General features: G+C 69.2%; 30 protein-coding genes and 1 pseudogene. 19 read left to right on the top strand and 12 right to left on the bottom strand.

Translation table 11 applies throughout. The features are described 5' to 3' along the window. Positions 1–641: 641 nt before the first annotated feature. The 5 genes from ACFU6I_RS11415 (at position 642) to ACFU6I_RS11395 (ending at position 4,854) form a co-directional block, all read left to right on the top strand. The gene (locus ACFU6I_RS11415) at positions 642–854 is read left to right on the top strand and encodes a heavy-metal-associated domain-containing protein (protein WP_384364028.1); all 213 of its coding nucleotides are present in this window, start codon (positions 642–644) and stop codon (positions 852–854) included. Continuing rightward, positions 851–1,801, top strand: coding sequence for a hypothetical protein (locus tag ACFU6I_RS11410; protein WP_384364026.1), 951 nt, complete (start codon positions 851–853; stop codon positions 1,799–1,801). The genes ACFU6I_RS11415 and ACFU6I_RS11410 overlap by 4 nt, the downstream gene beginning before the upstream one ends. A gap of 44 nt (positions 1,802–1,845) precedes the next feature. Beyond that, the gene (locus tag ACFU6I_RS11405) at positions 1,846–4,119 is read left to right on the top strand and encodes a heavy metal translocating P-type ATPase (protein WP_384364024.1); all 2,274 of its coding nucleotides are present in this window, start codon (positions 1,846–1,848) and stop codon (positions 4,117–4,119) included. Positions 4,120–4,158: 39 nt separating this feature from the next. Further along, positions 4,159–4,416 (top strand): hypothetical protein, encoded by a 258-nt coding sequence (locus ACFU6I_RS11400; RefSeq protein WP_384364022.1) that lies wholly within the window; start codon positions 4,159–4,161, stop codon positions 4,414–4,416. 96 nt (positions 4,417–4,512) lie between these two features. Continuing rightward, positions 4,513–4,854: a metal-sensitive transcriptional regulator gene (locus tag ACFU6I_RS11395; RefSeq protein ID WP_384364020.1), complete on the top strand. Its 342-nt coding sequence runs from the start codon at positions 4,513–4,515 to the stop codon at positions 4,852–4,854. 249 nt (positions 4,855–5,103) lie between these two features. On the opposite strand, the gene ACFU6I_RS11390 is transcribed toward ACFU6I_RS11395, so the two are convergent. Continuing rightward, positions 5,104–5,475: a helix-turn-helix transcriptional regulator gene (locus ACFU6I_RS11390; RefSeq protein ID WP_266991620.1), complete on the bottom strand. Its 372-nt coding sequence runs from the start codon at positions 5,473–5,475 to the stop codon at positions 5,104–5,106. A gap of 127 nt (positions 5,476–5,602) precedes the next feature. Between ACFU6I_RS11390 and ACFU6I_RS11385 the strand changes: the two genes are divergently transcribed. The 5 genes from ACFU6I_RS11385 to ACFU6I_RS11365 all read left to right on the top strand — a co-directional run bounded on the left by ACFU6I_RS11385 (position 5,603) and on the right by ACFU6I_RS11365 (position 9,989). Beyond that, positions 5,603–7,582 carry a heavy metal translocating P-type ATPase gene (locus tag ACFU6I_RS11385; RefSeq protein ID WP_384364018.1) on the top strand — a complete coding sequence of 660 codons (1,980 nt, stop codon included), beginning with the start codon at positions 5,603–5,605 and terminating at the stop codon, positions 7,580–7,582. Beyond that, entirely contained in the window at positions 7,579–7,977 is a 399-nt protein-coding gene (locus tag ACFU6I_RS11380; protein WP_384364016.1) for a (2Fe-2S) ferredoxin domain-containing protein, read from the top strand. The genes ACFU6I_RS11385 and ACFU6I_RS11380 overlap by 4 nt, the downstream gene beginning before the upstream one ends. Positions 7,978–8,405: 428 nt before the next feature. Next, positions 8,406–8,792 (top strand): BlaI/MecI/CopY family transcriptional regulator, encoded by a 387-nt coding sequence (locus ACFU6I_RS11375; protein ID WP_384364014.1) that lies wholly within the window; start codon positions 8,406–8,408, stop codon positions 8,790–8,792. Positions 8,793–8,805: 13 nt separating this feature from the next. Then, positions 8,806–9,102 (top strand): hypothetical protein, encoded by a 297-nt coding sequence (locus ACFU6I_RS11370; protein WP_384364012.1) that lies wholly within the window; start codon positions 8,806–8,808, stop codon positions 9,100–9,102. Positions 9,103–9,104: 2 nt separating this feature from the next. After that, positions 9,105–9,989: a hypothetical protein gene (locus ACFU6I_RS11365; RefSeq protein ID WP_384364010.1), complete on the top strand. Its 885-nt coding sequence runs from the start codon at positions 9,105–9,107 to the stop codon at positions 9,987–9,989. Positions 9,990–10,133: 144 nt separating this feature from the next. Here the strand turns inward: ACFU6I_RS11365 and ACFU6I_RS11360 are convergent, their stop codons facing one another. Together ACFU6I_RS11360 and ACFU6I_RS11355 are read right to left on the bottom strand one after the other, a co-directional pair. After that, on the bottom strand, positions 10,134–11,507 hold the full coding sequence (locus ACFU6I_RS11360; RefSeq protein WP_384364008.1) for an ATP-binding protein: 1,374 nt from the start codon (positions 11,505–11,507) through the stop codon (positions 10,134–10,136). Then, entirely contained in the window at positions 11,504–12,175 is a 672-nt protein-coding gene (locus ACFU6I_RS11355) for a response regulator transcription factor (protein WP_384045976.1), read from the bottom strand. The genes ACFU6I_RS11360 and ACFU6I_RS11355 overlap by 4 nt, the downstream gene beginning before the upstream one ends. 151 nt (positions 12,176–12,326) lie before the next feature. Between ACFU6I_RS11355 and ACFU6I_RS11350 the strand changes: the two genes are divergently transcribed. The 3 genes from ACFU6I_RS11350 to ACFU6I_RS11340 are packed head-to-tail and all read left to right on the top strand — an operon-like array spanning position 12,327 to position 14,646. Beyond that, positions 12,327–12,980, top strand: coding sequence for a DUF4956 domain-containing protein (locus tag ACFU6I_RS11350; RefSeq protein ID WP_384364006.1), 654 nt, complete (start codon positions 12,327–12,329; stop codon positions 12,978–12,980). Continuing rightward, positions 12,977–13,795, top strand: coding sequence for a polyphosphate polymerase domain-containing protein (locus tag ACFU6I_RS11345; protein ID WP_384364004.1), 819 nt, complete (start codon positions 12,977–12,979; stop codon positions 13,793–13,795). The genes ACFU6I_RS11350 and ACFU6I_RS11345 overlap by 4 nt, the downstream gene beginning before the upstream one ends. Beyond that, positions 13,792–14,646, top strand: a complete 855-nt coding sequence (locus ACFU6I_RS11340) for a phosphatase PAP2 family protein (protein ID WP_384364002.1) — start codon at positions 13,792–13,794, stop codon at positions 14,644–14,646. Before ACFU6I_RS11345 ends, ACFU6I_RS11340 begins: the two co-directional genes overlap by 4 nt. A 39-nt stretch (positions 14,647–14,685) precedes the next feature. Here ACFU6I_RS11340 and ACFU6I_RS11335 read toward each other — a convergent pair whose 3' ends face one another. The 5 genes from ACFU6I_RS11335 to ACFU6I_RS11315 form a co-directional block, all read right to left on the bottom strand. Further along, positions 14,686–15,129 carry a hypothetical protein gene (locus tag ACFU6I_RS11335; protein ID WP_384364000.1) on the bottom strand — a complete coding sequence of 148 codons (444 nt, stop codon included), beginning with the start codon at positions 15,127–15,129 and terminating at the stop codon, positions 14,686–14,688. A 242-nt stretch (positions 15,130–15,371) separates the two neighbouring features. After that, positions 15,372–15,998 (bottom strand): DedA family protein, encoded by a 627-nt coding sequence (locus tag ACFU6I_RS11330; RefSeq protein ID WP_384363998.1) that lies wholly within the window; start codon positions 15,996–15,998, stop codon positions 15,372–15,374. 884 nt (positions 15,999–16,882) lie between these two features. Further along, complete coding sequence (locus ACFU6I_RS11325; protein WP_384363996.1) at positions 16,883–17,938, bottom strand: sporulation protein; 1,056 nt, start codon at positions 17,936–17,938, stop codon at positions 16,883–16,885. Between the two features lie 93 nt (positions 17,939–18,031). Continuing rightward, positions 18,032–18,211: a hypothetical protein gene (locus ACFU6I_RS11320; protein ID WP_384363994.1), complete on the bottom strand. Its 180-nt coding sequence runs from the start codon at positions 18,209–18,211 to the stop codon at positions 18,032–18,034. A gap of 262 nt (positions 18,212–18,473) precedes the next feature. Continuing rightward, positions 18,474–18,854 carry a hypothetical protein gene (locus ACFU6I_RS11315; RefSeq protein WP_384363992.1) on the bottom strand — a complete coding sequence of 127 codons (381 nt, stop codon included), beginning with the start codon at positions 18,852–18,854 and terminating at the stop codon, positions 18,474–18,476. Positions 18,855–18,903: 49 nt separating this feature from the next. Here ACFU6I_RS11315 and ACFU6I_RS11310 point away from each other — a divergent pair, with 49 nt between their 5' ends. Both ACFU6I_RS11310 and ACFU6I_RS11305 read left to right on the top strand, forming a co-directional pair. Beyond that, entirely contained in the window at positions 18,904–19,299 is a 396-nt protein-coding gene (locus tag ACFU6I_RS11310) for a contact-dependent growth inhibition system immunity protein (RefSeq protein WP_384363990.1), read from the top strand. Between the two features lie 248 nt (positions 19,300–19,547). Beyond that, positions 19,548–19,868, top strand: coding sequence for a hypothetical protein (locus ACFU6I_RS11305; RefSeq protein WP_384363988.1), 321 nt, complete (start codon positions 19,548–19,550; stop codon positions 19,866–19,868). On the opposite strand, the gene ACFU6I_RS11300 is transcribed toward ACFU6I_RS11305, so the two are convergent. Beyond that, on the bottom strand, positions 19,855–20,499 hold the full coding sequence (locus tag ACFU6I_RS11300; RefSeq protein WP_384363986.1) for a dihydrofolate reductase family protein: 645 nt from the start codon (positions 20,497–20,499) through the stop codon (positions 19,855–19,857). The genes ACFU6I_RS11305 and ACFU6I_RS11300 overlap by 14 nt on opposite strands. A 104-nt stretch (positions 20,500–20,603) precedes the next feature. Here ACFU6I_RS11300 and ACFU6I_RS11295 point away from each other — a divergent pair, with 104 nt between their 5' ends. Next, positions 20,604–21,101, top strand: coding sequence for a winged helix-turn-helix transcriptional regulator (locus ACFU6I_RS11295; RefSeq protein ID WP_384363984.1), 498 nt, complete (start codon positions 20,604–20,606; stop codon positions 21,099–21,101). 60 nt (positions 21,102–21,161) lie between these two features. Here ACFU6I_RS11295 and ACFU6I_RS11290 read toward each other — a convergent pair. Further along, positions 21,162–21,311, bottom strand: a pseudogene (locus ACFU6I_RS11290) (IS5/IS1182 family transposase); the annotation flags it as partial. A 325-nt stretch (positions 21,312–21,636) separates the two neighbouring features. After that, the gene (locus ACFU6I_RS11285; protein WP_384363982.1) at positions 21,637–22,299 is read right to left on the bottom strand and encodes a hypothetical protein; all 663 of its coding nucleotides are present in this window, start codon (positions 22,297–22,299) and stop codon (positions 21,637–21,639) included. Positions 22,300–22,965: 666 nt separating this feature from the next. On the opposite strand from ACFU6I_RS11285, the gene ACFU6I_RS11280 reads away from it, so the two are divergent. Together ACFU6I_RS11280 and ACFU6I_RS11275 are read left to right on the top strand one after the other, a co-directional pair. Then, a complete protein-coding gene (locus ACFU6I_RS11280) occupies positions 22,966–23,934 on the top strand; it encodes a LuxR C-terminal-related transcriptional regulator (protein ID WP_384363980.1) in 969 nt (322 codons plus the stop codon). A gap of 122 nt (positions 23,935–24,056) precedes the next feature. Beyond that, positions 24,057–24,239: a hypothetical protein gene (locus tag ACFU6I_RS11275; RefSeq protein ID WP_384363978.1), complete on the top strand. Its 183-nt coding sequence runs from the start codon at positions 24,057–24,059 to the stop codon at positions 24,237–24,239. On the opposite strand, the gene ACFU6I_RS11270 is transcribed toward ACFU6I_RS11275, so the two are convergent. Then, on the bottom strand, positions 24,228–24,887 hold the full coding sequence (locus tag ACFU6I_RS11270; protein WP_384363976.1) for an SMI1/KNR4 family protein: 660 nt from the start codon (positions 24,885–24,887) through the stop codon (positions 24,228–24,230). The two genes, ACFU6I_RS11275 and ACFU6I_RS11270, sit on opposite strands and share 12 nt — an antisense overlap. Before the next feature lie 544 nt (positions 24,888–25,431). Here ACFU6I_RS11270 and ACFU6I_RS11265 point away from each other — a divergent pair. Next, a complete protein-coding gene (locus ACFU6I_RS11265) occupies positions 25,432–26,334 on the top strand; it encodes a hypothetical protein (RefSeq protein ID WP_384363974.1) in 903 nt (300 codons plus the stop codon). Positions 26,335–26,392: the final 58 nt, after the last annotated feature.

The following is a 26,392-nucleotide window of genomic DNA, read 5'->3' as shown; positions in this document are numbered from 1 at the left end:
CACATCCCGGCCCGGGCGAGCCGTTCTTCGCTGTCTGGCGACCTGCACACTGCAAGCGCTCCAGGCTTGGGGCGAGGCGTGCCGCTGCGCCAGCCAGAAGTAGTCCGGGAGCTGCGCAGCCCGACGGAAGCCGTCAAGGTCGACCCCGTCGGCTTGAGCGGGCTGCGCCCAGCCCGACGGAAGCCGAAGCGGGCACCTCCGCCACCTTCCGGATGCGCGCCCCCTGAGATACCCGCCCATCGATGACGGGCGGGCAGGCGCGAGAGCTCATCCATGAGACGCGGCGCACGCGCTGCCGGTGGTCGATGGCAGGGCATTGCGCCGCCGTCGAGCACACAGACCCGGCGGAGCGGGGGGACCAAGGGCCGGTCGTTCCGGCGGAACGGCTCGGCGGCCGCGTGATCGCACTGCCCGACGACCCGCACGGGATGCGACGACCGCTGGGGGGCGTTGCCGCAGCCCCCTCGAGAGCCGGCTCGCAGCACCAGGCGCGGGGGTGCGGTCAAGGGGCGGCGACACGAGTGAAGCCGCCGCACCATGCCCGAGCGCAGATGCTCCCCGATTGCGGAATACCCCTAGGGGGTATATGGTTCAGGACATCGATACCCCCAAGGGGTATCTGACCGATGAGGGGATACGTGATGAGCAGCAACGAGTACCAGGTGACGGGCATGACCTGCGGCCACTGCGAGATGTCCATCCGCGAGGAGGTCGTCAAGATCGCCGGTGTCGAGGGCATCCAGGTCAGCGCGCAGACCGGCAAGCTCGTGGTCACCGGCTCCGATGCCGTCGACGACGCTCAGGTGCTGGCGGCCGTGGACGAGGCCGGTTATTCGGCGGTGCGTGTCCGATGAACGCAGCAGGACGTCTGGCGCTGTACGGCGCGGGGTTGGCAGTCGCGTTCACCGGAGCGCTCGGCATCTCCGCTGTGGCTGTACCCGACAGCGTGGTCGCCGACTGGAAGAACGAAAGCACCACGGAGAGCCACGGCGACATGACGGACAAGAAGCCGTCGATGCCGATGGATACGCCCGCAGGACTGTCGGCCTCGGCCGACGGCTACGTGCTGACGTCCGTGAGCTCGCCCGAAAAGGTCGGCGACCCGGGCGAGCTGAGCTTCCAGATCCAGAACAGGGCGGGTGACCCACTGCTCGGGTACAAGACCGCGCACGAGAAGCAGCTGCACCTGATCGTGGTGCGTTCCGACGGCACCCGGTTCCGTCACGTGCACCCGACGCTCGACAAGGCCACCGGCACATGGTCGGTCCCGTGGAAGTGGGACACCGCGGGCACGTACCGCATCTACACGGACTTCACCCCCAAGAACAGCTCTGATGGCATGACGCTGACCAGCACGGTCGATGTCGCCGGCCAGTTCACCCCCGACCCGGCCAAGACGGTCAGCACGACCGACGAGGTCGACGGCTTCACCGCCTCGGTCGACGGCGATCTCGTCGCCGGAAAGACCAGCGAACTGACCGTCAGGATCACCCGCGACGGAAAGTCCGTCACCACCCTGCAGCCCTACCTCGGCGCGTACGGACATCTTGTCGCGCTGCGCGAGGGAGATCTCGCCTACCTGCACGTGCACGCGCAGGGCGAGGAGCCCTCGGCCGGTGAGACGACCGGTCCGGAGATCTCGTTCGGCGCCGAGGCGCCGAACGCGGGCCGCTACCTGCTGTACCTGGACTTCAAGGTCGACGGCAAGGTGCACACCGCCAAGTTCGCCCTCGACGCCACCCGCGGCGACGGCGCTGACACCGATACCGGCACCCACGACACGAGCTCCCACGGCCACTGAACCGAACCGGTCAGTGCGTCGGACGAGTTGAGAGAAGGATTGCAATGAGCACATCAGCGCCTCCCGCCGGGGGGCCGAGCGTCGAACTGGACATCGGTGGGATGACCTGCGCCTCGTGCGCGATGCGCATCGAGAAGAAGCTGAACAAGCTCGACGGCATCGCCGCGACGGTGAACTACGCCACCGAAAAGGCCAAGGTGACCGTCCCTGAGGGCTACGACCCGGCCCTTCTGATCGCCGAGGTCGAGAAGAGCGGCTACACGGCCGCCCTGCCTGCCCCCAAGCCGACGCCGAAGGCCGCCGCATCGGGCCAGAACCCGGACGAGGCCGACCCGGAGCTGACATCGCTGCGCAACCGCCTGGTCGCCTCGGTTCTGCTGACGGTTCCCGTCATCGCGATGGCGATGATCCCGGTGCTGCAGTTCACGTACTGGCAGTGGGCGTCGCTGACGCTCGCGGCGCCGGTGATCGTGTGGGCGGCGCTGCCGTTCCACAAGGCCGCGTGGACGAATCTCAAGCACGGCACCGCAACCATGGACACGCTGATATCCATGGGCACGATCGCGGCATTCCTGTGGTCGCTGTACGCGCTGTTCTTCGGCACGGCCGGAATCCCCGGGATGACGCACCCGTTCGAGCTGACACTCGCACCCTCCGACGGCGCCTCGAACATCTACCTCGAAGTGGCCGCAGGCGTAACGATGTTCATCCTCGCCGGCCGCTACTTCGAGAAGCGATCCAAGCGGCAGGCCGGAGCGGCCCTGCGCGCCCTGCTGGAACTCGGCGCGAAGGAAGTTTCGGTGCTGCGCGGCGGCATCGAGACGAAGATCCCGGTCGAGGACCTCAACGCAGGCGACGAGTTCATCGTCCGCCCGGGCGAGAAGATCGCCACCGACGGTGTCGTGGTCTCGGGAACCTCCGCGGTAGACGCGTCCATGCTCACGGGCGAGTCCGTTCCCGTCGAGGTGAGTGAAGGTGACGCCGTCACCGGTGCCACCGTGAACGCCGGCGGCCGCCTGGTGGTGCGCGCCACCCGTGTCGGGTCGGACACCCAGCTCGCCCAGATGGCGAAGCTCGTCGAGGACGCGCAGACCGGCAAGGCCGAGGTGCAGCGGCTCGCCGACAAGGTCTCCGGGGTGTTCGTCCCCATCGTCATCGCCATCGCCGTCGCCGCTCTGGGCGCCTGGCTGGGCGCCGGATTCCCGGTGACTGCCGCCTTCACCGCCGCCGTCGCGGTACTCGTCGTCGCCTGCCCCTGCGCACTGGGTCTGGCCACCCCGACCGCTCTGCTGGTCGGCACCGGCCGCGGCGCCCAGATGGGTGTCCTGATCAAGGGCCCGGAAGTCCTGGAATCCACGCGCAAGGTCGACACGGTCGTGCTCGACAAGACGGGCACCGTCACCACCGGCAGGATGACCCTGATCGACGTGGTCACCGAAGCGGGCACCGACCGGGCCGAACTGCTGCGCCTGGCGGGCGCGCTGGAGGACTCCTCCGAGCACCCGATCGCCCAGGCCATCGCCAAGGCCGCCACCCAGGAGGCCGGGGTGCTGCCCGCACCTGAGGACTTCGCGAACGTCGAGGGCAAGGGCGTGCAGGGCGTCGTCGACGGGCACGCGGTGCTCGTGGGCCGCGAATCACTGCTCGCCGAGTGGTCCCTGTACCTCAGCCCGGAGATCGCCGCCGCCAAGACGCGGGCCGAGGGCGAGGGCAAGACCGTCGTCGCGGTCGGCTGGGACGGCAAGGCCCGGGGCGTGCTCATGGTCGCCGACACCGTCAAGCCAACCAGCGCGGCGGCCATCACTCAGCTGAAGAGCCTCGGACTGACCCCGGTACTGCTCACCGGCGACAACAAGGCTGTGGCACGGCAGATTGCAGCCGAGGTGGGCATCGACGAGGTCATCGCCGAGGTTCTCCCCAAGGACAAGGTCGACGTCGTCTCCCGCCTGCAGAAGGAAGGCAAGATCGTCGCGATGGTCGGCGACGGCGTCAACGACGCTCCGGCCCTCGCCCAGGCCGACCTGGGACTGGCCATGGGAACGGGCACCGACGTCGCGATCGAGGCATCCGACATCACCCTGGTCCGCGGAGACCTGCTCAGTGCGGTCGACGCGATCCGCCTGTCCCGCAAGACGCTCGGCACGATCAAGTCCAACCTCTTCTGGGCCTTCGCCTACAACGTCGCCGCGATCCCGGTCGCCGCACTGGGCCTGCTCAACCCGATGCTCGCCGGTGCCGCCATGGCCCTGTCCAGCGTGTTCGTCGTCGGAAACAGCCTGCGCCTGCGCCGGTTCAAGACCACCGCACAGACCACCTGACGCCTGTCCATCCAACCCGTCACAGAAGAGGCAGCAAGGATGACCGACGAGAGCACCGTCCTGAACGCCCCTCAGTCCGGCGGCTGTTGCGGCAGCAAGGCTGCAGCCCCCGCCCAGCCGGTCACGGGCGACGACCACGCCGTCTGCCCGGTCATGGCAGGCACCTCCATCGTCAGGAGAGTCGCCGAGGCCCAGGGCCTGTTCCGTGACTACAACGGCAGCCGCCACTGGTTCTGCTGCGCCTCGTGCGGCCCGCTCTTCGACGCCGACCCGGCGAGGTACGCCACCGCCGCGTAGATCAGGACACCACGGGGCGCCGAGCTCACCCGAGCGCGGCGCCCCATTGCGAACAACGGGAGGTGCCGTGCCCACGCCAGAAAGGAACGGCCAGTCATGAGCATCGCGATCACCGAGCCGGAGCACGACACCTGCCCCACAGCCGCCGACCCGGCACAACACGGATACATATCCGACAAAGCCCAGTACCTGAACCGCCTCAGCCGTATCGAGGGCCAGGTGCGGGGAATCGGCCGGATGGTCGAAGAAGATCGGTACTGCATCGACATCCTCACCCAGGTCGCGGCCATCACGAGAGCCCTCGAGGGCGTCGCACTGGGGCTGCTCGACGACCATCTCCGTCACTGCGTGCTGGACGCCGTGACCGCCGGAGGCCCGGCCGCCGACCTGAAGGTCAGCGAGGCATCCCAGGCCATCGCGCGGCTCGTCCGCTCCTGAACCGCCCCCGCCGGCCCCCGGCCCCCGGCTCCCAGCCCTCAGCCCTCAGCCCCGGGAAGACACAGAAAGCGAACACATGACAACGCACCACGTGGTGATCCTGGGCGCAGGATCCGCCGGAGCCGCCGCCGCGCAGGAACTCGCGAAGACGGGATGGGCGGTGTGACGGCAGGAGATCCCGACCGCGTAAGTGGCCGGTCCAGCGCGGCACGTGCCGGGGCCGGGCCACGAGGGCGCGGGTCCGGCGCCTCAGCCGACCGCGGGGGCGGGGATGTCGCGCAGCCCCAGCCGTAGGTGCTCGACGTGGTAGAGGGCCTGCTCCAGGAGTTCGGCGACGTGGTTGTCGTAGAGCGCGTAGATGACCGACCGGCCCTGCCGCTCACCCGTGACCAGGCCGAGGTTGCGCAGCAGGCGCAGTTGGTGGGAACAGGCGGACTGTTCCATCCCCACGGCGTCGGCCAGTTCGGTGGCTGCGCACGGGCCTTCCTGAAGGCGGGCCAGGATCCTCAGCCGTGAAGGTGTGGCCAGGGCCTGGAGGGTGGCGGCCACGTCGGCGGCACCAACCGATTCCAGGCGCTCGCGTGCGGTGGCGGTGGTGTTGGCGTCAGCTCCGTGGCCCATGCCCGTTATCCTACGGACATGAAGACATGAATGCGTCTTCATGTATTCCTGTATGGTGGAGAGGTGGCACGGGCTTGTCCCGGTTGCCGTCATCTCGTCATGCCGTCGTGAAGGACCCTCGTCACCCATGCCCTCCACCCTGACCGCGCCCTCGACAGACCGGACCGCGGCCCCGCGCGAAGGCGGTGCACCCCGCCGCCGCACCCGGGTCTTCGCCCTGCCCGAGGCGCGCTGGGCCGCTGCGGCCACCGTCCTTTTCCTGATCGCACTCCCACTGCAGCTGACCGGTGCCCCTGCGTGGGCGTGGGGACCGCTGTACGCGCTGTCGTACGCGACCGGTGGCTGGGAGCCGGGGTGGGCGGGCTTGCAGGCGTTGAAGGACAAGACCCTCGACGTCGACCTGCTGATGATCGTGGCGGCACTCGGGGCGGCGGCGATCGGCCAGGTGATGGACGGCGCGTTGCTGATCGTCATCTTCGCCACTTCGGGCGCCCTGGAGGCGCTCGCCACCGCGCGGACGGCCGACTCCGTGCGAGGACTGCTGGACCTGTCACCCGCGAAAGCCACCCGTCTCGACACCGACGGAAGCGAAGTGATCGTCCCCGTCGAGGAACTCGCGGTCGGGGACACCATTCTCGTAAGGCCCGGTGAGCGAGTCAGCGCCGACGGCCGCGTCCTGGACGGCGCGAGCGACGTCGACCAGGCGACCATCACCGGCGAGCCGCTGCCGGTCGCCAAGGAGGTGGGCGACGAGGTCTTCGCGGGCACCCTCAACGGCACCGGCGCGCTGCGGGTACGGGTGGAGCGGGACGCCTCCGACTCGGTGATCGCCCGGATCGTACGCATGGTGGAGGAGGCGTCCGAGACCAAGGCGCCCACCCAGCTGTTCATCGAGAAGGTCGAGCAGCGCTACTCGCTCGGCATGGTCGCCGCGACCCTGGCCGTCTTCCTCGTCCCCCTCGCCTTCGGCGCGGAGCTGACCGGTTCACTGCTGCGCGCGATGACCTTCATGATCGTCGCCTCGCCGTGCGCGGTCGTCCTCGCCACCATGCCGCCGCTGCTGTCGGCGATCGCCAACGCCGGACGCCACGGTGTGCTGGTCAAGTCCGCGGTGGTCATGGAGCGCCTCGGCGAGACCGACGCGGTCGCGCTCGACAAGACCGGCACACTGACCGAAGGCACGCCGCGCGTCACGGATGCCCGCCCGCTCACCGGATCGGGACTGGACGAGGACGAGGTGCTGATTCTTGCGGCGGCAGCCGAGCACCCGAGCGAGCACCCCCTGGCCCGCGCCGTCGTGGACGCAGCACGCGAGCGCGGGCTCGACCTCCCTGTGGCGGAGGACTTCGACTCCACGCCCGGGATCGGGGTGACCGCATCCGTCGGCGGGCGGGTGGTCGCGGTCGGCGCACCGGCACGGCTGTTGGACGGATCTTCGGACGCACACTCCGCGCGGGCGGCCGTCGTCGCGCGCGAACTGGAGGAGAGCGGCCGGACCGCTGTTCTTGTCACCGTGGACGGCGCCCCCGTCGGACTGCTCGCCATCGCCGACCGACTGCGTGCCGACGCCACCGCGACCGTGGCCTCGCTGACGTCCCTCACCGGGGCCGCGCCCGTGCTGCTGACCGGCGACAATCCCCGCGCTGCCGCCCGCCTGGCCGCCGAGGTCGGCATTGGCGACGTGCGGGCAGGGTTGCTGCCGCAGCACAAGGTCGACGTGGTCAAGGAACTGGAGCATGCAGGCCGCAGGGTGATGGTCGTCGGCGACGGCGTCAACGACGCCCCTGCCCTGGCGTCCGCCCACACCGGCGTCGCCATGGGCCGGGCAGGATCCGACCTCGCGCTGGAGACCGCCGACGCGGTGATCGTCCGCGATGAACTCCGTACGGTCCCCGCCGTGATCGCGCTGTCCCGCCGGGCCCGCCAGCTGGTCACGCAGAATCTGATCATTGCGGGCGTCTTCATCGCCGGCCTGGTCGCCTGGGACCTGATCGGCACCCTGCCACTCCCCCTCGGCGTGGCGGGCCACGAAGGGTCCACCGTCATCGTCGGCCTCAACGGACTGCGGCTGCTGCGCGAGGCGGCGTGGAAACGGGCAGTCCAATGAGCCGCCGACACAAGGTTGCCACGCAGGCAGAGCCCCGGTGCACGGTCACCGTGTGCCGGGGCTGCTGCTGCGGCACGGACAAGATCCCCGGCGTCGACCACGCTGCCCAACTCGCCGCTCTCAAGAACGAACTGGCATCAAACGCCCGGGTCCGGGCAGTGAACTGCCTCGACGCCTGCGAGCAGGCCAACGTCGTCGTCGTACAGCCCTCAACGGCTGGACGCGCCGCGGGCGGGCGCCCGGTCTGGCTCGGGCTGGTCAACGACCCGGACGCGACCGCCGACATCGCGGCCTGGGTACGCGCCGGAGGACCGGGCCTCGCCGAGACGCCCGAGATCCTCGACCTTTACGCGTTCGGGCCGTCGCGCCGGGTACGGCGGGCCATCGAGGGCTGAGCGCGCTCGGCCGGCCCGCTCTCTCAACCGGTGTGCAGCGCGTCGGCCAGACAGTCGTGGTCGTGCCGCCAGCCGTTCGGCCCCGTACGCCATCCACGAGGTGCGGGCGCCGTCAGAGCGATCGCACCCAGTGCCACCACCCCTACTGCAGTCCCGCCTGCGCGCCCAGCCATCCGTCCAGCGGGTACATCAGCAGCCGGCAGCTGTGCGAGAGGGAGAATCGGGCGGCGAACGCGACGTGCGCTCCTCTGCCGGTCGGTTGCGGTTGTGGTGGTTGCTGTACTCCGCTGCTGTAGAGCCTGCTCGACGGGTGCGCGTGCTCAAGCGGTCATTCGAGACGCCATGCGATCGAGATGGCCGCTTCTCTACGTCTCGTAGTAGTTTGGACGATCGAAGAAAACCTGGCGGAGTAGTGAGGGAGGTGCCAGGTGACGGGCGGTAAGGACGACCGCGGGGAGGCCCGGCGGCGTGCGCGGGGCGAGCTGGCAGCGGAGGTGCTGGCTGCCCTGTGGTCGGCTGACGGTCCGGTGCCCGCGGCTGTAGTCCAGGAACAGGTGCCCGGTGCCGCGTATACGACGGTGCTGACCATCCTGACGCGGCTGTGCGACAAGGGGATGGTGACCCGGCAGCGGGAGGGGCGCAGTCATGTCTATGCGCCCGTGGATGACCAGGCCGGGCATGCGGCTTCGGGGATGCACTCGCTGCTGGATGAGGGAGGGGACCGTGCGGCGGTGCTGGCCCGGTTCGTGTCTGATCTGTCGGCGGAGGACGAGCAGGTGCTGGAGCAGTTGCTGCACGGCGATCCCTCTGCCTGAGCGGGGATGAGCCGTGTTCTGGCCGATACCGATGTATCTACCGCTGCTCGTGAGCGCGGTGCTGGCGGTGGTTGCTCCGTGGGCGGGGCGTCGGATGCCGCCGCGTGCGGGCGCGTGGGCGATGGTGTGCGCGGCAACGGTGGCGGCCGGCACGTGGGTGACCGAGCTGGCGATTCTGGCCTTCACCGCTATAGGGCAGGTGCCGCTGGTGGCGGCGCAAGGGGCTTGGTCGGTGCGTGTGCTGGCGGCGGAGGACCCAGCCCGGGCGCCGGCCAGGTCCTCGGCATACTGCGGCAGCGCGGCCTGCTGACGGTGCCGGCCTTCACCTACCTGACCGACTTCTCCGTCCACGCGATGTGGGTCGCCCCCGGCATAGACGCCCACCTGGCCGTGCACCCGGTTCCGGCAGCCCAGGCCCACGCCCAGGGCGCCGCCGGCGTCACGGTAGCCGGCCCCGTCACCGATCCGCGCTTCATTCCCGCCCATGGCAGCCAACGGCCCGCCGCACGTGCCCGCTTCGGTCTTCCCGAGCGCGCACCACTGGCCTTGCTGGTCGCGGGCTCGTGGGGCCTGGGCCCGGTGCGGCAGGCCACTGCCGAGATACGGGAGACGGGTATCGCCGTGCCGGTGGTGGTGTGCGGGCGAAACCAGGCTCTGACCGAGCAGTTGCGGCACGACGGCATCGAAAACGTCCTCGGCTGGGTGGACGACATGCCGGGCCTGATGCATGCCTGCGACGTGCTGGTCCAGAATGCCGGCGGACTGACCTCGCTTGAGGTGTTCGCCGCCGGGCTGCCGACGGCCAGCTATCGCTGCATCCCTGGGCACGGCCGGACCAACGCCGCTGCCCTGGACGAGGCGGGCCTGGCGGCCTGGATGCGTGACCCGGCCGATCTCGGCCCGGTGCTCACCGAACTCCTTCACGGCCTGCGCGGCCAGACTCAGCGCACGGCAGGACTCGAACTGCACCGCTCCGCTCCCGGACCGGTACCCGCCATCGCCGCCAGAACGGGACATCGACTCGCAGCGCCCGCACAGCCCAGCACGACGCGCCGTCCGACGATGCGGCGGATGAGCCTGGCTGTCGCCGGTGCGGCGGCCACGGTTTTGCTGGGCATCGCGGCCCCGATCGCCTACGCCGGAGCACCCGCGCGCCTCCCCGCTGTTACCAACTACCTGGAGGCGGCCTGGTGGTGACCTCGACGCGTCTTGCCCGTGCCGCCGCGCTCGCCTCGGCTACAGCGCTGCCCGCCCTCGCCGCCCTCCAGGCAGCCCCCGTGATCAACCCCTGCGCGAGCACGGCCACCGAGCACAGTGAAGTAACGGAAAGCCCCGTGCCTGTCAGCAGGGCAGGCGAAGGCTGACAGCCGCTCCGTTCCCCGCGTTGTCGGCGTGGACGGTGCCGCCATGAGCGGTGGCCACCGCGTGCACGAAGGCGAGTCCCAGGCCGGATCCATCGCTGGTGCGGCTGGCTTCGGCGCGGGCGAAGCGGTCGAACGCCCGCGGCAAGAAATCAGGTGAGAAGCCCGGACCTTCGTCCGTGACGCACACACTCAGCACGCCCTCGTGGACGGTCGCAGTGAGGCGGACGGTGCCCTGCCCGTGCCGCAGGGCGTTGTCGACGAGGTTGCTGACGGCCGGCCGTAGCCACCGGGCGTCGATGTCGACGGTCACGCGGGTGGTGTCGACGTCCAGATCACGCCCGGCCCGCTCTGCGGTACGTCGATGAGGGGTGACGGCGGCGTCGAGGAGGTTGGCGAGGGACGTGGGAGCGCGGGTGATGTGGCCGGTGCTGCCGAGTTCCTCCAGGCCCAGCAGGGCGTTGGAGAGGTCGATCAGGCGCTGGACCTCGGCGTCCACGGAGCGCAGGGTCTCGGTGAGCTCCCCGGTGGAGCGGGGGCGGTGCAGGGCGACGTCGAGTTCGGCGCGCATCAGCATGAGCGGGGTGCGCAGTTCGTGGCTGGCGTCCGCGACGAAGCGGCGCTCGCGTTCGGCTGACGCCTCCAGGCGGTCGAGCATGTGGTTGAGGGTGTGACCGAGGCGGGTGATCTCGTCGTCGCGGTCATGGGGTACGTCCAGGCGCAGGTTCTGGGTGCCGTCGGCGAGCGTGGCGGCCCCGCTGCGGTAGCGCTCGACGGGGCGCAGGGCGCCGCGGGCGGTGCGGTAGCCGACGTAGGAGGCGGCGATGAGGGTCAGGCCGGAGGCAATGGCCAGCTGGGCGAGGAGCTCGCGCAACGCTTCGTCGCGGTGGCCGCGCCGGACGGCAGCGATCACGATCCGCTGGTGGCCGTCGACTGAGACGCGATGGGCCCGCAGGCGCAGGGTGCCCGGGGTGATCGGCAGCAGGGAGCCGACATCACGCCGGACCGTGGCTCCGTGAGCGACGGAGTCCCGGTCGGCCGGAGTGAGCAGCGTCTGGTGGCGGATGGCGTGGCTGGAGGCCAGCACTCGGCCGTGCGCATCGAGGACCTGCCGGAGACTGCCGCTGGGGCCGGGCGGGAGCTGCGCCCCGTTGCGGACGGCATGGTCGAGGCTGTGCTGGTAGGTGGTCAGGTCGTCGTCGAGCTGCTGATCCAGGGCGGTTCTGACTCGCCAGTAGACGATGCTTGCCGCCCCCGCGAGGACCAGCGACATGGTAAGGGCCACGGCCAGCACGAGGCGTGTGACCACGGGCAGCCGCCGAAGCCGCGGCAGCAGACGGCCGTGCAGGGTCACTGTGCGGTCTCCAGCCGGTAGCCGCGCCCCCGCAGCGTCGTGATCGTCGTACGGCCGAAGGCCCGGTCGACCTTGGCGCGCACTTTGGAGACGTGCACGTCGATGGCGTTGCTGCGCAGGTCGGCCTCCCCGTCCCACACCTCCTCCAGCAGCCGCAGTCGCGAGACAACGCAGCCGGCGTTCTCCATCAGCACCCACAGGACGGCGAACTCCCGCCGCGACAGTTCCAGTTCGGTATCCGCTCGCCAGGCACGCTGCTGCTCGGGGTCGAGGACGAGGTCGCCGACCTGGAGCCGCCCGGCCGGATCGGGGCGGCGCCGGGATATCGCACGCAATCTGGCCAGCAGCTCCTCCATGGCGAACGGCTTGACCACGTAGTCGTCGGCTCCCGCGTCCAGCCCGGCGACGCGCTCGCTGATCGCTCCCCGCGCGGTGAGAAGGATCACGTGTACGTCGATGCCCTCGCTGCGCAGCGTCCGGCACACCTCCACGCCGTTCATGCCGGGCAGCATCACGTCCAGCAGTACGGCGTCCAGCCGGGGGTCGCGAGCGGCGGACAGCCCGGAGAGGCCGTCGTAGCGGCCTTCGGCGGTGTGTCCGGACTCGGTCAGATAGCGGACGACCAGATCGGTCAGGCGGGTCTCGTCGTCGACGACCAGGCAGTGCATGTCGGTCAGGCTAACCACCCGCCGCCCACGCCCAGCAGACGGGAAGCCTTAATGGTCTGTTCATGTGACATCCCTACCGTCCTTCACGTCGCGGTGCTCCGCGGACCGCGACCGGTCCGCCGTCCGACGCGCCGTGACGGAAGGGACAGCCATGCACACATTGGTGCTCGCCGCCAAGGGCATCACCGACCACATCGCGGTCACCGACCTCACGGCCCGGGGCGGTCTCGACGTCATCACCCTGCTGATCCTCGTCGGATGGTTCTACCGCCGCCGTCCCAGCGTTCCGGCGATGCCGCTGGTGTTGGCGTCTTTGAACATCGGCCTGTTCGCCGCGATGACCACGATCAGCGCCGGCAAGTTCCCGGCCGGGGTCGGATTCGGCCTGTTCGGCATCCTGTCCCTGGTCCGCCTGCGCAGCGCGGCCTTCACCCTCCGCGACGTCGCCTATACCTTTGTGACGCTCGTGACAGCCCTGTGCACAGGTCTGCCGCAGCGCCAGATGTGGCTCGTCGTCGCGCTGGACGTCGTGGTCCTGGTGACGGTGCTCTTGGTCGACGACCCGAAGTCGTACGAGCCGCCGACCCGGACGGTGAAGCTCACCCTCGACCGGATCTACCCGGACCCCTCGATGATCGCCGAGGACGTGGCTTTCCGGTTCGGTCAGGCGCCGCTGTCCGTGGTCGTGGACGAGGTCGACTACGTCCGCGAGACCACCCGGGTCTCGGCCCGCTACCCCGCCCAGCCGCAGGAACCCGCGATCAACGCGGACACCGAGCAGCGTGAGCCGGTGACGGTGTCATGACCCTCGCCCCCTCCCTCGCGGCCGGGCTGGGGCTGGAGGAGCTGCGCAGTGCGACGCTCGCCGAGGTGGACGCCGCCGCGGCGCTCCAGCACCGTGTCGACCGCAAGTACCTGGTTCCGCTCGACCGTGCTCGCCGCCTCATCACCTGCCTCGCCGGCAGCCACCACGTCCTCGACCTCGGCGGGCGCCGGACGACGAGCTACCTCAGCACCTACTTCGACACCCCGGAACTGGGCGCCTGGCGCGCTCATGTCCAGGGGCGCCGCCGCCGCTGGAAGGTCCGAACCCGCCTGTACGCGGAGGACGGTCTGTGCCGGGTGGAGGTGAAGACGAAGGACGGCCGCGGCGCCACGGTCAAGCACGCCCTGAAGGTCCCGGCCGCCGAGTACGGTCAACTGGCTGAGCAAGCGGCCCAGTTCGTCGATGAGGTGCTGGACCGGGCCGGCATCCCCGTGACTGCCAAGGAACTGTCCGCAGCGGCCGAGGTCCGTTACGTCCGCGCCGCCCTCGCCGACCTCGACGGCGGCAGCCGCGTCACCCTCGACGGCGCCCTCAGCTGCCACCGCGACGGCCGCGCCGCCACGCTCGACCCCCTGCACGTCCTGATCGAGACCAAGGGTGGCGCGCAGCCCGCGCCCGCCGACCGGCTGCTGCTCGGCATGGGTGTCCGGCCGGTCTCGCTCAGCAAGTACATCGTCGGCCAGTCTCTGCTCACCCCGGGCCTGCCCGACAACGACGTGCGGCGCCTCTCCCGCGCCCACTTCACCACCGGGGCGAACCCCTCACCGCTCCTCGAAAGGATCCGAGCCGCATGAACGTCCTGCGTGGCATCAAATGGCCGTACGCCCTGATCGCGTTGGTTGCCGTCGCGGCCGTCGCCGTGGGCATGCTGCGACCGCAGCTGGTCACGGCCGACACCTCCTCGAAGAAGAAGCCCAGCGCGACGGACAAGATCAAGCAGAGCCCGCCGCCCGCGCTCTTCGCCGACGCCCAGATCGCCGCGATCGGCAAGAAGGCGGACGCGCAGCGCACCAAGGCCGATGCCCTCTTCGCCCAGTGGACGAAGACGCACGGCACCACTCGCGACGACAAGGCGTTCACCGCCTGGGCCGCCCAGCAGGTGCCCACCCCGCCCACGGCCGCTCAGCGCGCCGCCGAACTCCAACAGGACCAGCAGCTCGCCAAGACCCGCACGGCGGCCGGGAAGAAGGCCGCCACCTGGCTGGAACTCCACGGCAAGAAGGACATCTGGAAGCTCTACCTGCACGACCAGCGCGAACTGGTCCCCGCCCAGCAGGGCAAGGCCGAGAAGGCAGAGCTCAAGCCTGCCCTGAAGATGGCCAAGACGATCAGCGACCAGGTCGCCGCCAAGGACAAGCAGTCGGCCCCCTACGTCCTGGACCCCACCCTGCGCCCGGAGAAGCACATCAAGCCCGGCGCCAAGGGGCCGTACTCCTACCCCTCCAGCCATGCCGCCCGGGCGGCTGCTGCCGTCATTTACCTCAGCGCTCTCTCCCCGCACCGGGCTGAGGACTACCGTTGGATGCAGGACGAGGTCCTCTATTCCCGTCTGTACATGGCTGGCCACGTCACCAGCGACATCACCGCCGGAACCCTCATCGGCGACCTGATCGGCGACTACGAACTCACGATCAGCGGGCGTTGATGCCTGCCGTCATGGTCGGCACCGTCCGCTGTGCAGGTCTCACCCTGCGGCGAGACGGCGCCGTACGACAGCGAAGATCGGACCGAGGGCGAGGATGACTCCGAGTACCGCGTAACCGTGGGCGGGGGCAGGGCCGCCTGGCCGCCCAAGCAGTGCTCGTCGATGAGCTGTTGCAGGGGGCCTTCTCGGGGGCGACGCCGTAGATGCGCAGGGTCCGGCCGGGGTGATGGGGGCGATATCGGCGAGCGCCCCGGTGAGCAGGCCGAACCGCTCGCCGCGGGCCAGGCGTCCGGCCGCGGCGATGACGTTGGCGGCGGTTTCGGCGGGTGGCAGGCCGAGGTCCGCCACGCCGTTGGGAATGGCCAGGACCCGGACTCCTGGCAGGCGCAGCTTTGCCCGGTGGACGGCGGCGTCCGCCTCGGTAGCCCTGAAGCCGGGCAGGGAAACGCAAGATCGGGGATGGATCAGGAATATGATCTTCATGCGGCCTGTCTCCGGGCGGGCTTTGCGGTGCTGCGGCCGTGACAGCGGGCTCGCAGAGGTTCCAGGGCCGGTGGCAGCAAGGAGATGACGACAACCAGCCCGACCAGGGGCAGCACGTATTGGTCGACGTTCGGGATGCTCGACCCGAGGGCGTATCCGCTGACCGAGGACGTCGCCTCGGCAGCTGTGACCAGCGCGGATGCTTGTCGCCGACCCCAAAGACCTTGATGCGGAAGGGATGATCAGCCCGCCGCGCGACGGCGGCTCACAACGGCGCGGGCCACGAACGCAAGAATCAGCACGCCCAGGGCGATGAGGAGATAGGTCGAATATCGGTTGACCTCGGTATAGATGGTGGTGATGTGGTTGCCGGCGAAGTAGCCGACGCCCGCCCACAAGCCGACCCACAGCGCCGCCCCGAGCGTATTGAAGGCGACGAAGCGGGTCCAGGGCATCTCCGCGGCACCGGCGATGATGCCGTTGACCTGGCGCAGCCCCTCGATGAAGCGCGCGACGGTGACGACCTTCCCGCCATGGCGGGTGAAGAATTTCTCGGCCTTCTCGTACCGTTCGGGCGGGAGAAAGACGTACCTGCCGTAGCGCTGCACCAGGGCGTGTCCTCCGGTGCGGCCGATGAGGTAGCCGACGTTGTCGCCGAGGATGGCGGCGAGGACGCCGATGACGATGACGGCGATGATGTTGAGCTGCCCGGCCCCCGCATACACGGCCGCGGCAATCAGGATCGTCTCGCCGGGGGCGGGGATGCCGAAGTCCTCCACGAAGATCAGGCCGCCTACGGCCAAGTAACCCCAGTGGTCCAGGATCGGTGCGATGTCACCGAGAACCCCGGGTAGCGGTGGTGCACTCATGCAGATCTCGTTCCTTCCGCAAAATGGCGAGTCCGGTTGACATGTGTCTCGGACCGGGCCGCGCCGGGGGTGGTCGTGTTCAGGCTATTGCTGCGCCGGCAGTGCCGAACCGGGGGCGTGGAGGCGATGAGGCCGTAACGGCTGCCTCTCCCGCCTACGCCTCAGAAGCTCCAGGCGGACGGTTTCCCCCGGTCATGGCGACGAGCCGATATGCCACATAGGCGGCAAATGGTCAAAGGCGGCGGCGTGAGGGATCGACGGGCTCATCCGACGTCCTCCGGATCGGGAGTGGGCTGGGCGGGCATACCGCAAACTACTACAGAATGTAGAAAATGGACGCATCCCCATGGTGGCGACGGTCCCCCGTAGATGCGCGGACTTTCTGCCTTGCCCGCGCATATGCGACGGGTTGCGCCGGGCGGTGAGAAGCGGGAGAACCGCGGATGGTGGTGCCGGGGCGCGGGCCGCGCTCGCCGCCGCTTGCGGGGCCCTGCCGGTATGGCTGGAGGCGACCGGTGCGTCCGTGCCCGCGGACCACTTGGACGGTCATCTGCGGCTGCCGCCTGTGTGGCAGATCGTGTCCGGGCGGCGAGAGCGTTCCTCCCATCAGCCAAACGCACCCCGCAGCGACGACCAGTGATCAAAGGGGCGTCACCGGCCCGGACCTGGCCGACGACGCCCCCCTTACCAGTGCTTGCTGACCCGGCCCCATGACGGCGGCGGCCCCAACCATGGCCTGGCCGCGCCGCGAGGGTTGCCCGCCGGGACCCGGAGGCCGTACCGGAGGCTCTGGATGGTGCGCCGGTGGCGGCGCACCACCCCGCCGCCCTTTCGGCCTGACGGCGCCTTGCCAGAACCCTGATGGGAGCTACTGGCCGTGCAGGCTACTCGTCGTCGTCCCCGCCCTCGTCCTCGTCCTCACCCTCGAAGAAGTCGCCGATCTCGTCGACGACTTCGGCGGCCACCATGCCGCCGACCACACCCACGGCCAGGCCCGCGGCGCCGGCCGCGACGGCGGTGCCCATGCCGGGCCCGGAGCGGTGCCCGTGGTCGTCGTGGCCGTGGTGTCCGCCGTGGCCGTGGCCCTTGTCGGCGTGCGTGCCGTACCCGCTGTGACCGTACGGGTCGTGCGCCGCGTGCGGAGTGTGGCCGTACGGGTCGTGGCCGCCGGGGTTGCCGAGGAGCTGGTTCATCCAGGTCCCGACCTCGGCGTTCCAGTTGCGGTCGGCGGCCTCGTGGTGGCCGTAGGAGAAGCGGGTCAGCTCGTCGTGGCCGCCGCGGAACAGGCCGCCGCGCTTGTCCGCCTCGATGACGACCTCCACGCCGGCCGGGGAGGCGAGGAAGGTGACCTCGATCTCGCTGACCTGGTGGGCGTACTGCGCAGGCGGGGTGAGTTCGATCTCCTGGTAGAAGGGCAGCTGCTGGCCGGTGCCGTGGATGTGCCCGTACTCCAGGTCGGCGGACTTGAAGGCGAAGCCGCGTTGGCCCAGCGCCTCCAGGATCGCCTCCTGGGCGGGCAGCGGCCGTACCGCGAGCTGGTCGAGGTCGCCCTTGTCCTTGGCGCCGGCCACCCCCAGCTCGGTCCGCACGCCGAGGATGATGCCGAGCGGCTGCCCGTACAGCTCGGTGATCGGCGTCTCGTACGGCAGCGGGAAGGCGAACGGGACCGACCGCAGCTCGCCCTCGGCCAGGCGGAAGCTGCCGCCCACGGTCGTGCGGTGGAAGACGACCGCGCCCTCGGACTCGCCGTGGTCGTGCTCGGCCTCCACCCGGGCGACCATTTCCAGAGTGATGTGGTCGATGGTGAAGTCGGCGTTCCCGCCCCTCAGGTTGACCTGACCCGACAGCGTCCCACCAGGGACGGCGGCGACCGGGTCCAGGACCGTGTCCACCTGTGGGCCGCCCACACCGAGCGAACCGAGCAGCTTCTTGAACACCATGACGGCGTTCCCCTTCTCGTATACGTGATCTTCAAAGAACCGGACGGGGCGGGCGCCGCCAGGGAGCCGGCGCCTCCCCCGCCCGGAGGGGTGTTACTTCGCGGCGTCGAGCGCGACCAGCGCCTGCGCCCAGCGGGCGTACTTCAGATCGGCGAGGTCGGCGACGGTCTTGATCCCGAACGTCTCCTTCAGCATCTCGCCCTGCCGGTCGGAGACGCCCTTGAGCGCGGAGACCGGAGCTGCCAGCACCTTGTCCAGATCGATCGAAGCCACGACACACCCCTCCCAAGAGACAGTTGACCAGCATTCAGGCCCGCGGAACCGGCCGGAGCCCGCCCCCATGCCCTCTACATGGCTGTAGAAGAATAGGGGCAGGACGGACTCGGGTGATGCCCTGACGGCACCTTCGGGTGGAAAGTCTGAAAAGCTCTCGCTGTCGGGAGCTCAGGGCGCCCGAAGTGGCATTTTTGCGACCGCTTTACCATTGCGGAGCCGTCCGCCCCCCGCCTGATCCGCCGAACTGGGTGATCGCTCTCTATCGACGCGACGGTACGGCCGGCGTGGGCAGAGCGAGCACCCGGGCGAGGGCGGCAGTCACGGAGACAGCATGGTTGGGCAAATGCCTGCGGGCCCAGTCGGCTGCCAACGCGAGGAAGTCGGCGAGGTCGCGCTCAACCCCGTCCAGCAGGTCGCGAAGCTCCCTGGCGGACAACTCGATCACTGGGCTGTCGCTCTGCTCGACGTCGACGGCGAGCCGGACGGTGTCACCGAGCAGCTCGGCAACCGGGTCAGGGTCATGGCCGAAGGAGACAGGTCCGCTGCCATCGACGACAGTGCACCACTCTCGCCAGTCCTCCAGCCCGTTGCAGCAGCCTGGAAGAAATGTGATGCCCGTGGAGCTGTCCAAAGATCTCAAACGCGGTCTGTGAGAACGCGTTTGAGATCTGGCATGGGACGATCCGTCGGTGACTCGACCACTGAACCGCGCCCGCTCCCTTGAGGAGCTGGAGGACGACCGTTGGCCGGCCCCGTCGGGCGACGCGACTCGCCTTGTGGCGACCGCGCACGCGCTTCGGCGTAAGCCGATCGGCGAGCTTACAGTTGAGGACATGAGGCTGCTGATCAGGCAGAACGAGGGCCTGCCCTATCTCCTGCCACTGGCGTTGGAGATCCTGCGGCTGGATCCGACGGCGGAGGGTGACATGTACGAGGGTGATCTGCTGTCCGCGGTGCTGACCAGGAGTCCGGAGATCTGGAACAGGTCACCCGAGCTCGGGCGTGAGCTTCGTCTGATCGTCTCGGACCTGAGCGATCTGACACCGCCCCTCAAGCGCGAGGTGGAGCGGTTCCTGGCTCTGTAGCACGCCGGCGGCACCACCCTGCAAGTGCCCAGGTGGGGGCACCGGTTACGAGGGCTGTCGTACGAGCGGGCGTGGGCCCGGCCGCCTCTCGGGACAGCCGCGGGTGGGACGACGAACCATGACACCGATCATCGCCCAGCGGATCACGGACTCCGCGTGGGCCGGACCGGTCTCGTAGTCCCTGCCGAGGCGCCGATGGCGGTGCTCCACGACGGCGGAGCTCAAGCAGGTAACGGGAAGGTCGCTCCATGACTCCCGGTCTGCCGGCCGGCGTGGTCGCCACCACGACCGGCACGTCCACCTCCGGCACCGCCGCCGGGGCCATGGACGCGGTCGAGTACGTCGCAGCCGGGCAGAACAGCGCGACGTTCCGCGGGACCGTCCGCACGGCGGACGGCTGCCCGTACCTGGTCGGTTCGGGCGGCACCCACTACTACCTGCCCGGTCGTGTCGACGGCGAACGTGGTGCCGTCCCTGGAAGTGATGTTCGTCCTTCACTCTACGGAGCGTGCGGGGTGGTAGGCCGAGGCCGATTGCCGCCTGTGCAGGCGGTCGCTACGGCCGGGTGAAGGTCATGTGCGTGACGCCGCTGGGGGTTGTCACGGACTCGGCCTGGAAGCGCTTCTCGAGTCCTTCGAGTCCGTCCCACAGGCGCTCGCCTCGGCCCAAAACGATCGGGACGACGGCGATGTGCAGATGATCGATGAGGTCTTCGACGAGGAACTCGCGGATCGTGGTCGGCCCGCCACCGATCCTCACGTCCAGGCCGCCTGCGGCCTCGCGCGCCTGACGGAGTGCCTCCTGCGGCGTGGCGTCGATGAAGTGGAATGTGGTGCCGCCCTCCATCTCCACCGAGGGGCGGGGGTGGTGGGTCAGGACGAACACCGGTGTATGGAAGGGCGGGTTGGGCCCCCACCAGCCGTTCCAGTCGTCGTTCTCCCATGGCCCGCGCTGGGGGCCGAACTTGTTGCGGCCCATGATCTCCGCTCCGATGCCGACATCCCAGGTGCCAGCGATGGCGTCATCGACCCCAGTGCTCCCATCCGCCTTGCCCAGCATCTGCTGGAAGGTCCTGGTCGGGAAGAACCACCCATGGAGCCGCGCGCCGGCGTGGCCGAACGGGGCGTCGAGACTCTGCCCTTCACCGGTGGCGAATCCGTCGATAGAGACGGAGAAGTTGTGGACCCTCACACGGGACATTGCACGGACTCCTGCCCTCGAAGCAATGTGATTGCGAACTGCAATCACTAGCCCTGGGCGAGCCTAGACTTGGTGATGGCAGAATGCAATCACTGGAGGTGGGCATGCGAGACGAACCGCGGTCCGGATGCGCGATCAACGCGGCGGTGGAGGTACTCGGGGACCAGTGGAGCCTCATCGTCCTGCGCGACGTGATATTCGGCGGACGCCGACACTTCCGCGAGCTGCTCAGCCATTCCGAGGAGGGGATCGCGTCGAACATCCTCAGCAGCCGTCTCAAGGCCCTCGTCGCCGGCGGTCTCCTCACGCAGGAGCGGGCCGAACGAGGACGTCGAGCGACCTACAGCCTCACAGAAGCGGGCATCCAGACACTCCCCATCATGGTCGCGCTCGGCTCCTGGGGAATGCGGCACCGCCCGACCACATCCGAACTCAGCGTCCGCGCTCGCCTCTTGGAGGACGGCGGCCCGCATCTCTGGGAGGACCTCATGGACGAGCTCCGCGAGGTGCACCTGGGTATTCCCCGCCCGAACCCCGACCACCCCTGCGCCTCCGAACTCCTTCAGTCAGCCTACGAGCAGGCACTCAGGGAGGCGCACTGACATACCCCTCCGGCTGGCATCAAGATCGCTTGGAGTGCTGGTCCTCCGCCGATATCCATTTTGCAGCATCTTGTCGAAGATGACCCGGTCGCTGATGCGTCGGCGGTGGCAGCCGAGTGGATGGTCCGGGTGGTACTCCGACCGCTCGGGAAGCAGGGCCACGAATTGGTCCCAGAGCGGTTCGGTCAGCCATGATGGCAGCGCGGGCACAGCTCTCCTCAGTGATCACAGAGCGTCGCAACTCCATGATCACCGGAATCTGTGCCCGTTCTGGTGCCGGGTCCCTCAACCGCGTCTATCCGCGCGACCTCTTACGCACAGCGGAAGAACCCGACAAAGGGGCGCCCGGCCCGTGCGGGTGCGGTAGCCGGGGCGGACAAGGCGCACCGGTACTGAGCGGCGTAGCTGTTCGTACCGGTGCGTCAGGCCGGCGGGGTACTGGGGCCCGGGACGCCGCGGTCGCGGAGCTGTTGGAGGTGACGCCCGGGTCCGAATCAGACCGTACTGATCACGACTCCAGACAGACCTTAAGCGGCTACTGGCTCAGTTCGGGGTAGTAGCCCAGCTGGTACGACGACAGCTGGGAGACGGCCAGCTCGCCCCCGCCCCGGCAGATGGGACAGACACGTTTCCTGTTGCACTGGCGGCATTTGCTGCGCCCATGAGGCTCGCTGGGCACCCAGCCGCGTCCACCGCAACAGTCGCAGGCGCCGAGGCCGTCACACTCGTAGCAGAGCACGTAGCCGAGCGTGAGGGTCTCCGGCGTCCGGACCGGCTCCGGCCACTGGAACTCCTCCGGCTCGCGAAGGGCCTGGGCGGGGGTCTGCCCGCTGTAGAACACGGCCGAGTTGTGATCGCCCGTGCGGACTTCGATGCGGATGCCGTCGGGGTGGCAGGCTGTGAGGACGTACGTGCGTCTCGTGCCGTCGATCTCCTCCTGTGGCCCCACGATGTCCCAACCAGCCGGACCGAGCACGCCGGTCGCCCGCAAGGCGATGTCGGCAGCGCCGAGCCCTTCGGGGCGTTCCCCACGGAACAAGGCCGAGTAGCTGTAGCGCAGAGGCTCGTGCCAGTCGGCGACGTTCGGCTCGTCGAGGAAGAGGAGGCCGAGGTCGGCGCCGGGGGTCAGGTCGTCGATCAGCTCGACGAGCTGCGCACGCAGGGCACGCCCGAGCTGATCCAACTCCTCACGTCGCACCTGGTATTTCCCCCACCGCAGCCCCCCTTCTTCCGCTTGATCACGGGCATCCTATGCGGGTGAGAACGATGAGAACACAGGCACAGGCGCGTACCTGGCTGCTATGGCACTTCACGGACACGCTCCGCGCGCTGCCCCCGGAACTGTCGCTGGCGCTACAGCATCCAGACCTGCCCCACGCGGGCCTGCGCCGCGGGCTTGTCCTGTCCGAGGACCTGAACCATCCCGATGACGGCTGGGCCACCTTCGACATCCGGTACTGGTGCTTGGAACCACACCGGGTCTCTCGCTCGAGGGCCGGCGGCCTGCCGCCTCGGCTTCCGCGACGCAGCCGGTGCCCTTGCCGGCTCGCCGGGACGGGGATGACCGCGCGGCTTCCGCGCTTGTGCAGGTGACTGCTGGAACTGCTGCTCGTGGGCGGTGAACAGGCGGTCGGCCCACTGGGGCGGCAGGGCCTGGGTGATGTCGCGGATCCGGGCGTCATCGGTCGTGTCCGCGGCGGCGGTGAGTCCGAAGCGGGCTGTCGGAGTCCGGCATGACAGGAAGGCGACAGATGCCACCTTCCCCTGCGGACAACCGATTTGACGGTCCCTGACCTGGTGGATCGGCCGCCGCGTCCAGGGCTCGACCGGGTGCGCGGTCGTCTATATATGCAATGATTCGAATATGCATCCACTTCGGGTCATAGGTCTCACCGCGACCGCCGAGGACATCTACCTCGCGCTCGTCCAGCGCGGCCCGGCGCCTCCGGCCGGGCTGGCAAACACCCTGCGCGTGACCCCGGACGCCGTCCGCGCGGCCGCCGACGAGCTCACCAAACTTGGCCTGTTGGAACCGGACGGGGAACGGCTCGTCGCCCGCCCCCCGCGGGCAGCGCTCGATGCCCTCGCGGAGGTCCGCGCGAAGGAACTCGGCACCCTGCGCGACAGCGCCGACGAACTCGCCCGGTTCTGGCGCGACCACCACGCCGAAAGCCCGGGATACATCGAGATCGTCCGGACGGAGGCGGCCCGTAAAGCGCTCGCCCGGCGCGTGCGGGACGAGGCGATGCACCAGGTCCGTGCTCTCTCCATCGGCCCCACCGGCCGTCTCGCCGCACCCGCGCAGGTGGCGCCCGGCTGTCTGGAGGCACTCGCGCGTGGCGTCTCGTACTCAGTGGTCTACGGCGCCCAGGTGCTGCGCGACCCGCTGGCCCGGGAGGCCATCCAGACCTGCGTCAACCTCGGTGAACGCGCCCGCGTCTTCCCCAACGTCGCGTTGAACCTGGTCATCTGCGACGACCGCTTCGCCGTCGTCACCGCATCCGCGCGAGACCACCAGCGACGCCACCACATCGTTGTGCAGCGATCAGCCCTGCTCCACGGACTCGTCGGCGTGTTCGAGTCGTACTGGCAGATGGCCGTTCCGCTCCCCACCAGCGACGAGTCCATGGACGACGTCGGTACTTCCCCCACCGACGACGCCCGGCAGCTTCTCACCTACCTCAGCGGCGGACTCACCGATGAGTCCATCGCCCGCGAACTCGGCGTCAGCGAAAGGACGGTGGGACGCCGCATCGCCCGCCTCCAGGAAGTCCTGGGCGCACAGACCCGCTTCCAACTCGGAGTCCAGGCCAGCCGCCACGGCTGGCTCTGAGCGCCGGAGCCGCACGAATCCCCTGCCTTCCTCCCAACTCATTTTGCCATCAGCGGCATTGGCCTCGCGGCCGTTCATCCGGGTGCCCCGAACGGATTCCAGAGGCCCGCTCAGCCGTCAATATGCACAGTCACGGCCTCCTCGGCCGACAGCACGTGCCGACGGCCTGGAAACGCAACACCATCGAACGGGCGATCAACCGCTTGAAGCAGCACCGGGCGGTCGCCACTCGCTACGACAAGCGAGGCTATGTCCTCCTCGGCACCGCGACAGCGGCAGCCCTCGTCATCTGGCTACGAACGTGACCGCTCGGACAAGTCCTCGTCATCAGTGATGGGATACATGCCGGCATAGGGGTCGGGCTCGCCGGATTGCGGGTCCAGCCCGGCCACAAGCCGTCGACGCTGCTCGCGCCAGCTGACGAAAGTGTCTGTCCGCTTCCAGAGGGACGCATCGCCGAGTGGGCAGGCGTCGAACCGGCCCAGCATCATGCGGGTGATGAACTGGACCATGCCGCAGTCGAACAAGGCCCAGGGCGACTCGCCCCACGAGTGGTGCCGACGCCAGGCTACGACAGGCCACTTGTCCGGATCGGGGTCGTTCATGAGCCAAGCCATCTCGTTGGCATTCATCCCAGAGCCCCAGGGTAGAACAGTATTGGCACCGAGCGTTATGCCCGGGACGCCTGCGTCCTCATCCCAGAGCCCACGCAGGTGCACCGTCATGCTTCCGATGTGACACGCTTCCCACCCGCGCACGTCACTCGGGAGCGGAGGCAGAATGACGAGCTCTCCGATGTTGCCCACGCCGTACGTGTCCAGCAGAGCCTTGTAGTCACTCGGCAGTTTGGTGCCCAGCGCGGCTTCGGCCGCATTCCAGTCAATCCGCTCGCCACCGGCCAAGTCTGCCGGCACAAGGTCGAGCAGTACGGCCACGTCAGGATGAATGCCCATGGCGGAGTCCCCCTCGAGTAGGTGGTCAGTAACCATAGTTGTGCGGACTGACACCGTTGCTCGGGGTAGCCAGGTCGGCGGCGCTGCGAACCCGGTCGACATAGGGAACCAATAGGGCGACCACCACATGCAGAGGCTGAGAACCATGCACTTGCGGCCTCACCGACATTCCCGCCGAGGTCGGCGACCGCGACCCACAGGCAGAGCATGCTCCCGGTCTCGTTGCACACGAGCATTTCGACAGGTCAGCACCCCAACCAAGAGCATGATCGGCTGGACAGGTCCTAGCTGGCGACAGCGGCGGACCCGCGCTTCGCGGGGTAACCGCCCTGGGCCTTCTCTCCGGCGGCACCGACGAGACAGTGTGCACCTCTTCCTCCACCGGCACCTACCGCAACTACTTCACGAAGGTGCAGACCGTGCTGAACCAGACCGGTCTCAAGGTCTACTGACAACGAGCCACCGCAATCTGGGAACCCGCTCTGCCCCGGCCACGTCACAGGGACAGGGCAGCTGCCACATCACCATCCTCTCGGAGGTCCACATGCGCATCCGGGCATCGCGCTCGCTGAGCCTGCTCGCTGCGACGGCTGTGTCCGCCGCCGGCTTGGGGGCCATCTCCGGTTGCGGCGACCAGAAGGGTGCTGGCAGTGACACGGAGGTGCTGGCGCACCGTGCCCGCGAGGTCGCCGGAGCCTGGGACGGATCAACCGCTGCCGCCGCGTGGCGAGCTGGGTACCACCCCATGGGCGACGTGGTCCAGCTGCCGCGCGGCGGCCTGCGGAGCCAGGCCGACAAGCAGGTCTACCAAGACCACAACCTCGCCCTACGTGGCACGATGCCCAACACCGGGCCGAAGAACGGCCAGGTGACTTGGGCCGGAGGCAGATCGCTCACACGGCCGCTGACTGGGGCGGCTGAGTCGTACAAGACCCTGGCCGGGGGCCACACCGACGGAAAGCCACACCTCACTGTGACCGGGGCGAAGCTGGGTGAGATGAGTGTGGCCACCAGCCGGGGACCGGCGGTGGTCCCAGCCTGGCTGTTCACCCTTGACGGCTATGCCTCCCCTCTCAAGCAGGCCGCCGTCATCCCATCGCCACTACCCCGTCCGCCGATCGGGCGGGCCAACGACGTCCCGGGCTATCCGCTCGACCGGCTGGTCCAGATTGCCGCAGACGGGCGTTCGGTGACCATGGTTGCCCTCCATGGCGCCTGCGACGACGGCCCCGTGGTGAATGTGCTGGAAACACACGGCAGCGTGGTGCTCTCCGGCTCCGTCAAACACCGGAAGGACGACAGGGTCCTCTGCACCAAGCAGGCACGGCTGCAGCAAGTGACTGTGAAACTGGCGCGCCCCGTAGGCGACCGCGTTGTGCTCGACGCGCACACCGGCCGACCGGTTCCCTACAAGCCACCGCACGGACCCTCGCCGAGCTGGAGTTGAGCAGTGCCAGCCCTCGGCGAGCGCATTCCACTCTTCGGGGGCAAGGCCCGACACTCCC

The sequence above is a fragment of the Streptomyces sp. NPDC057486 genome, from assembly GCF_042802415.1.
GTDB classification, from domain to species: domain Bacteria; phylum Actinomycetota; class Actinomycetes; order Streptomycetales; family Streptomycetaceae; genus Streptomyces; species Streptomyces yanii.
Note: the sequence above shows the minus strand (reverse complement) of the source record. Positions and strands in the feature narration are given on the sequence as shown.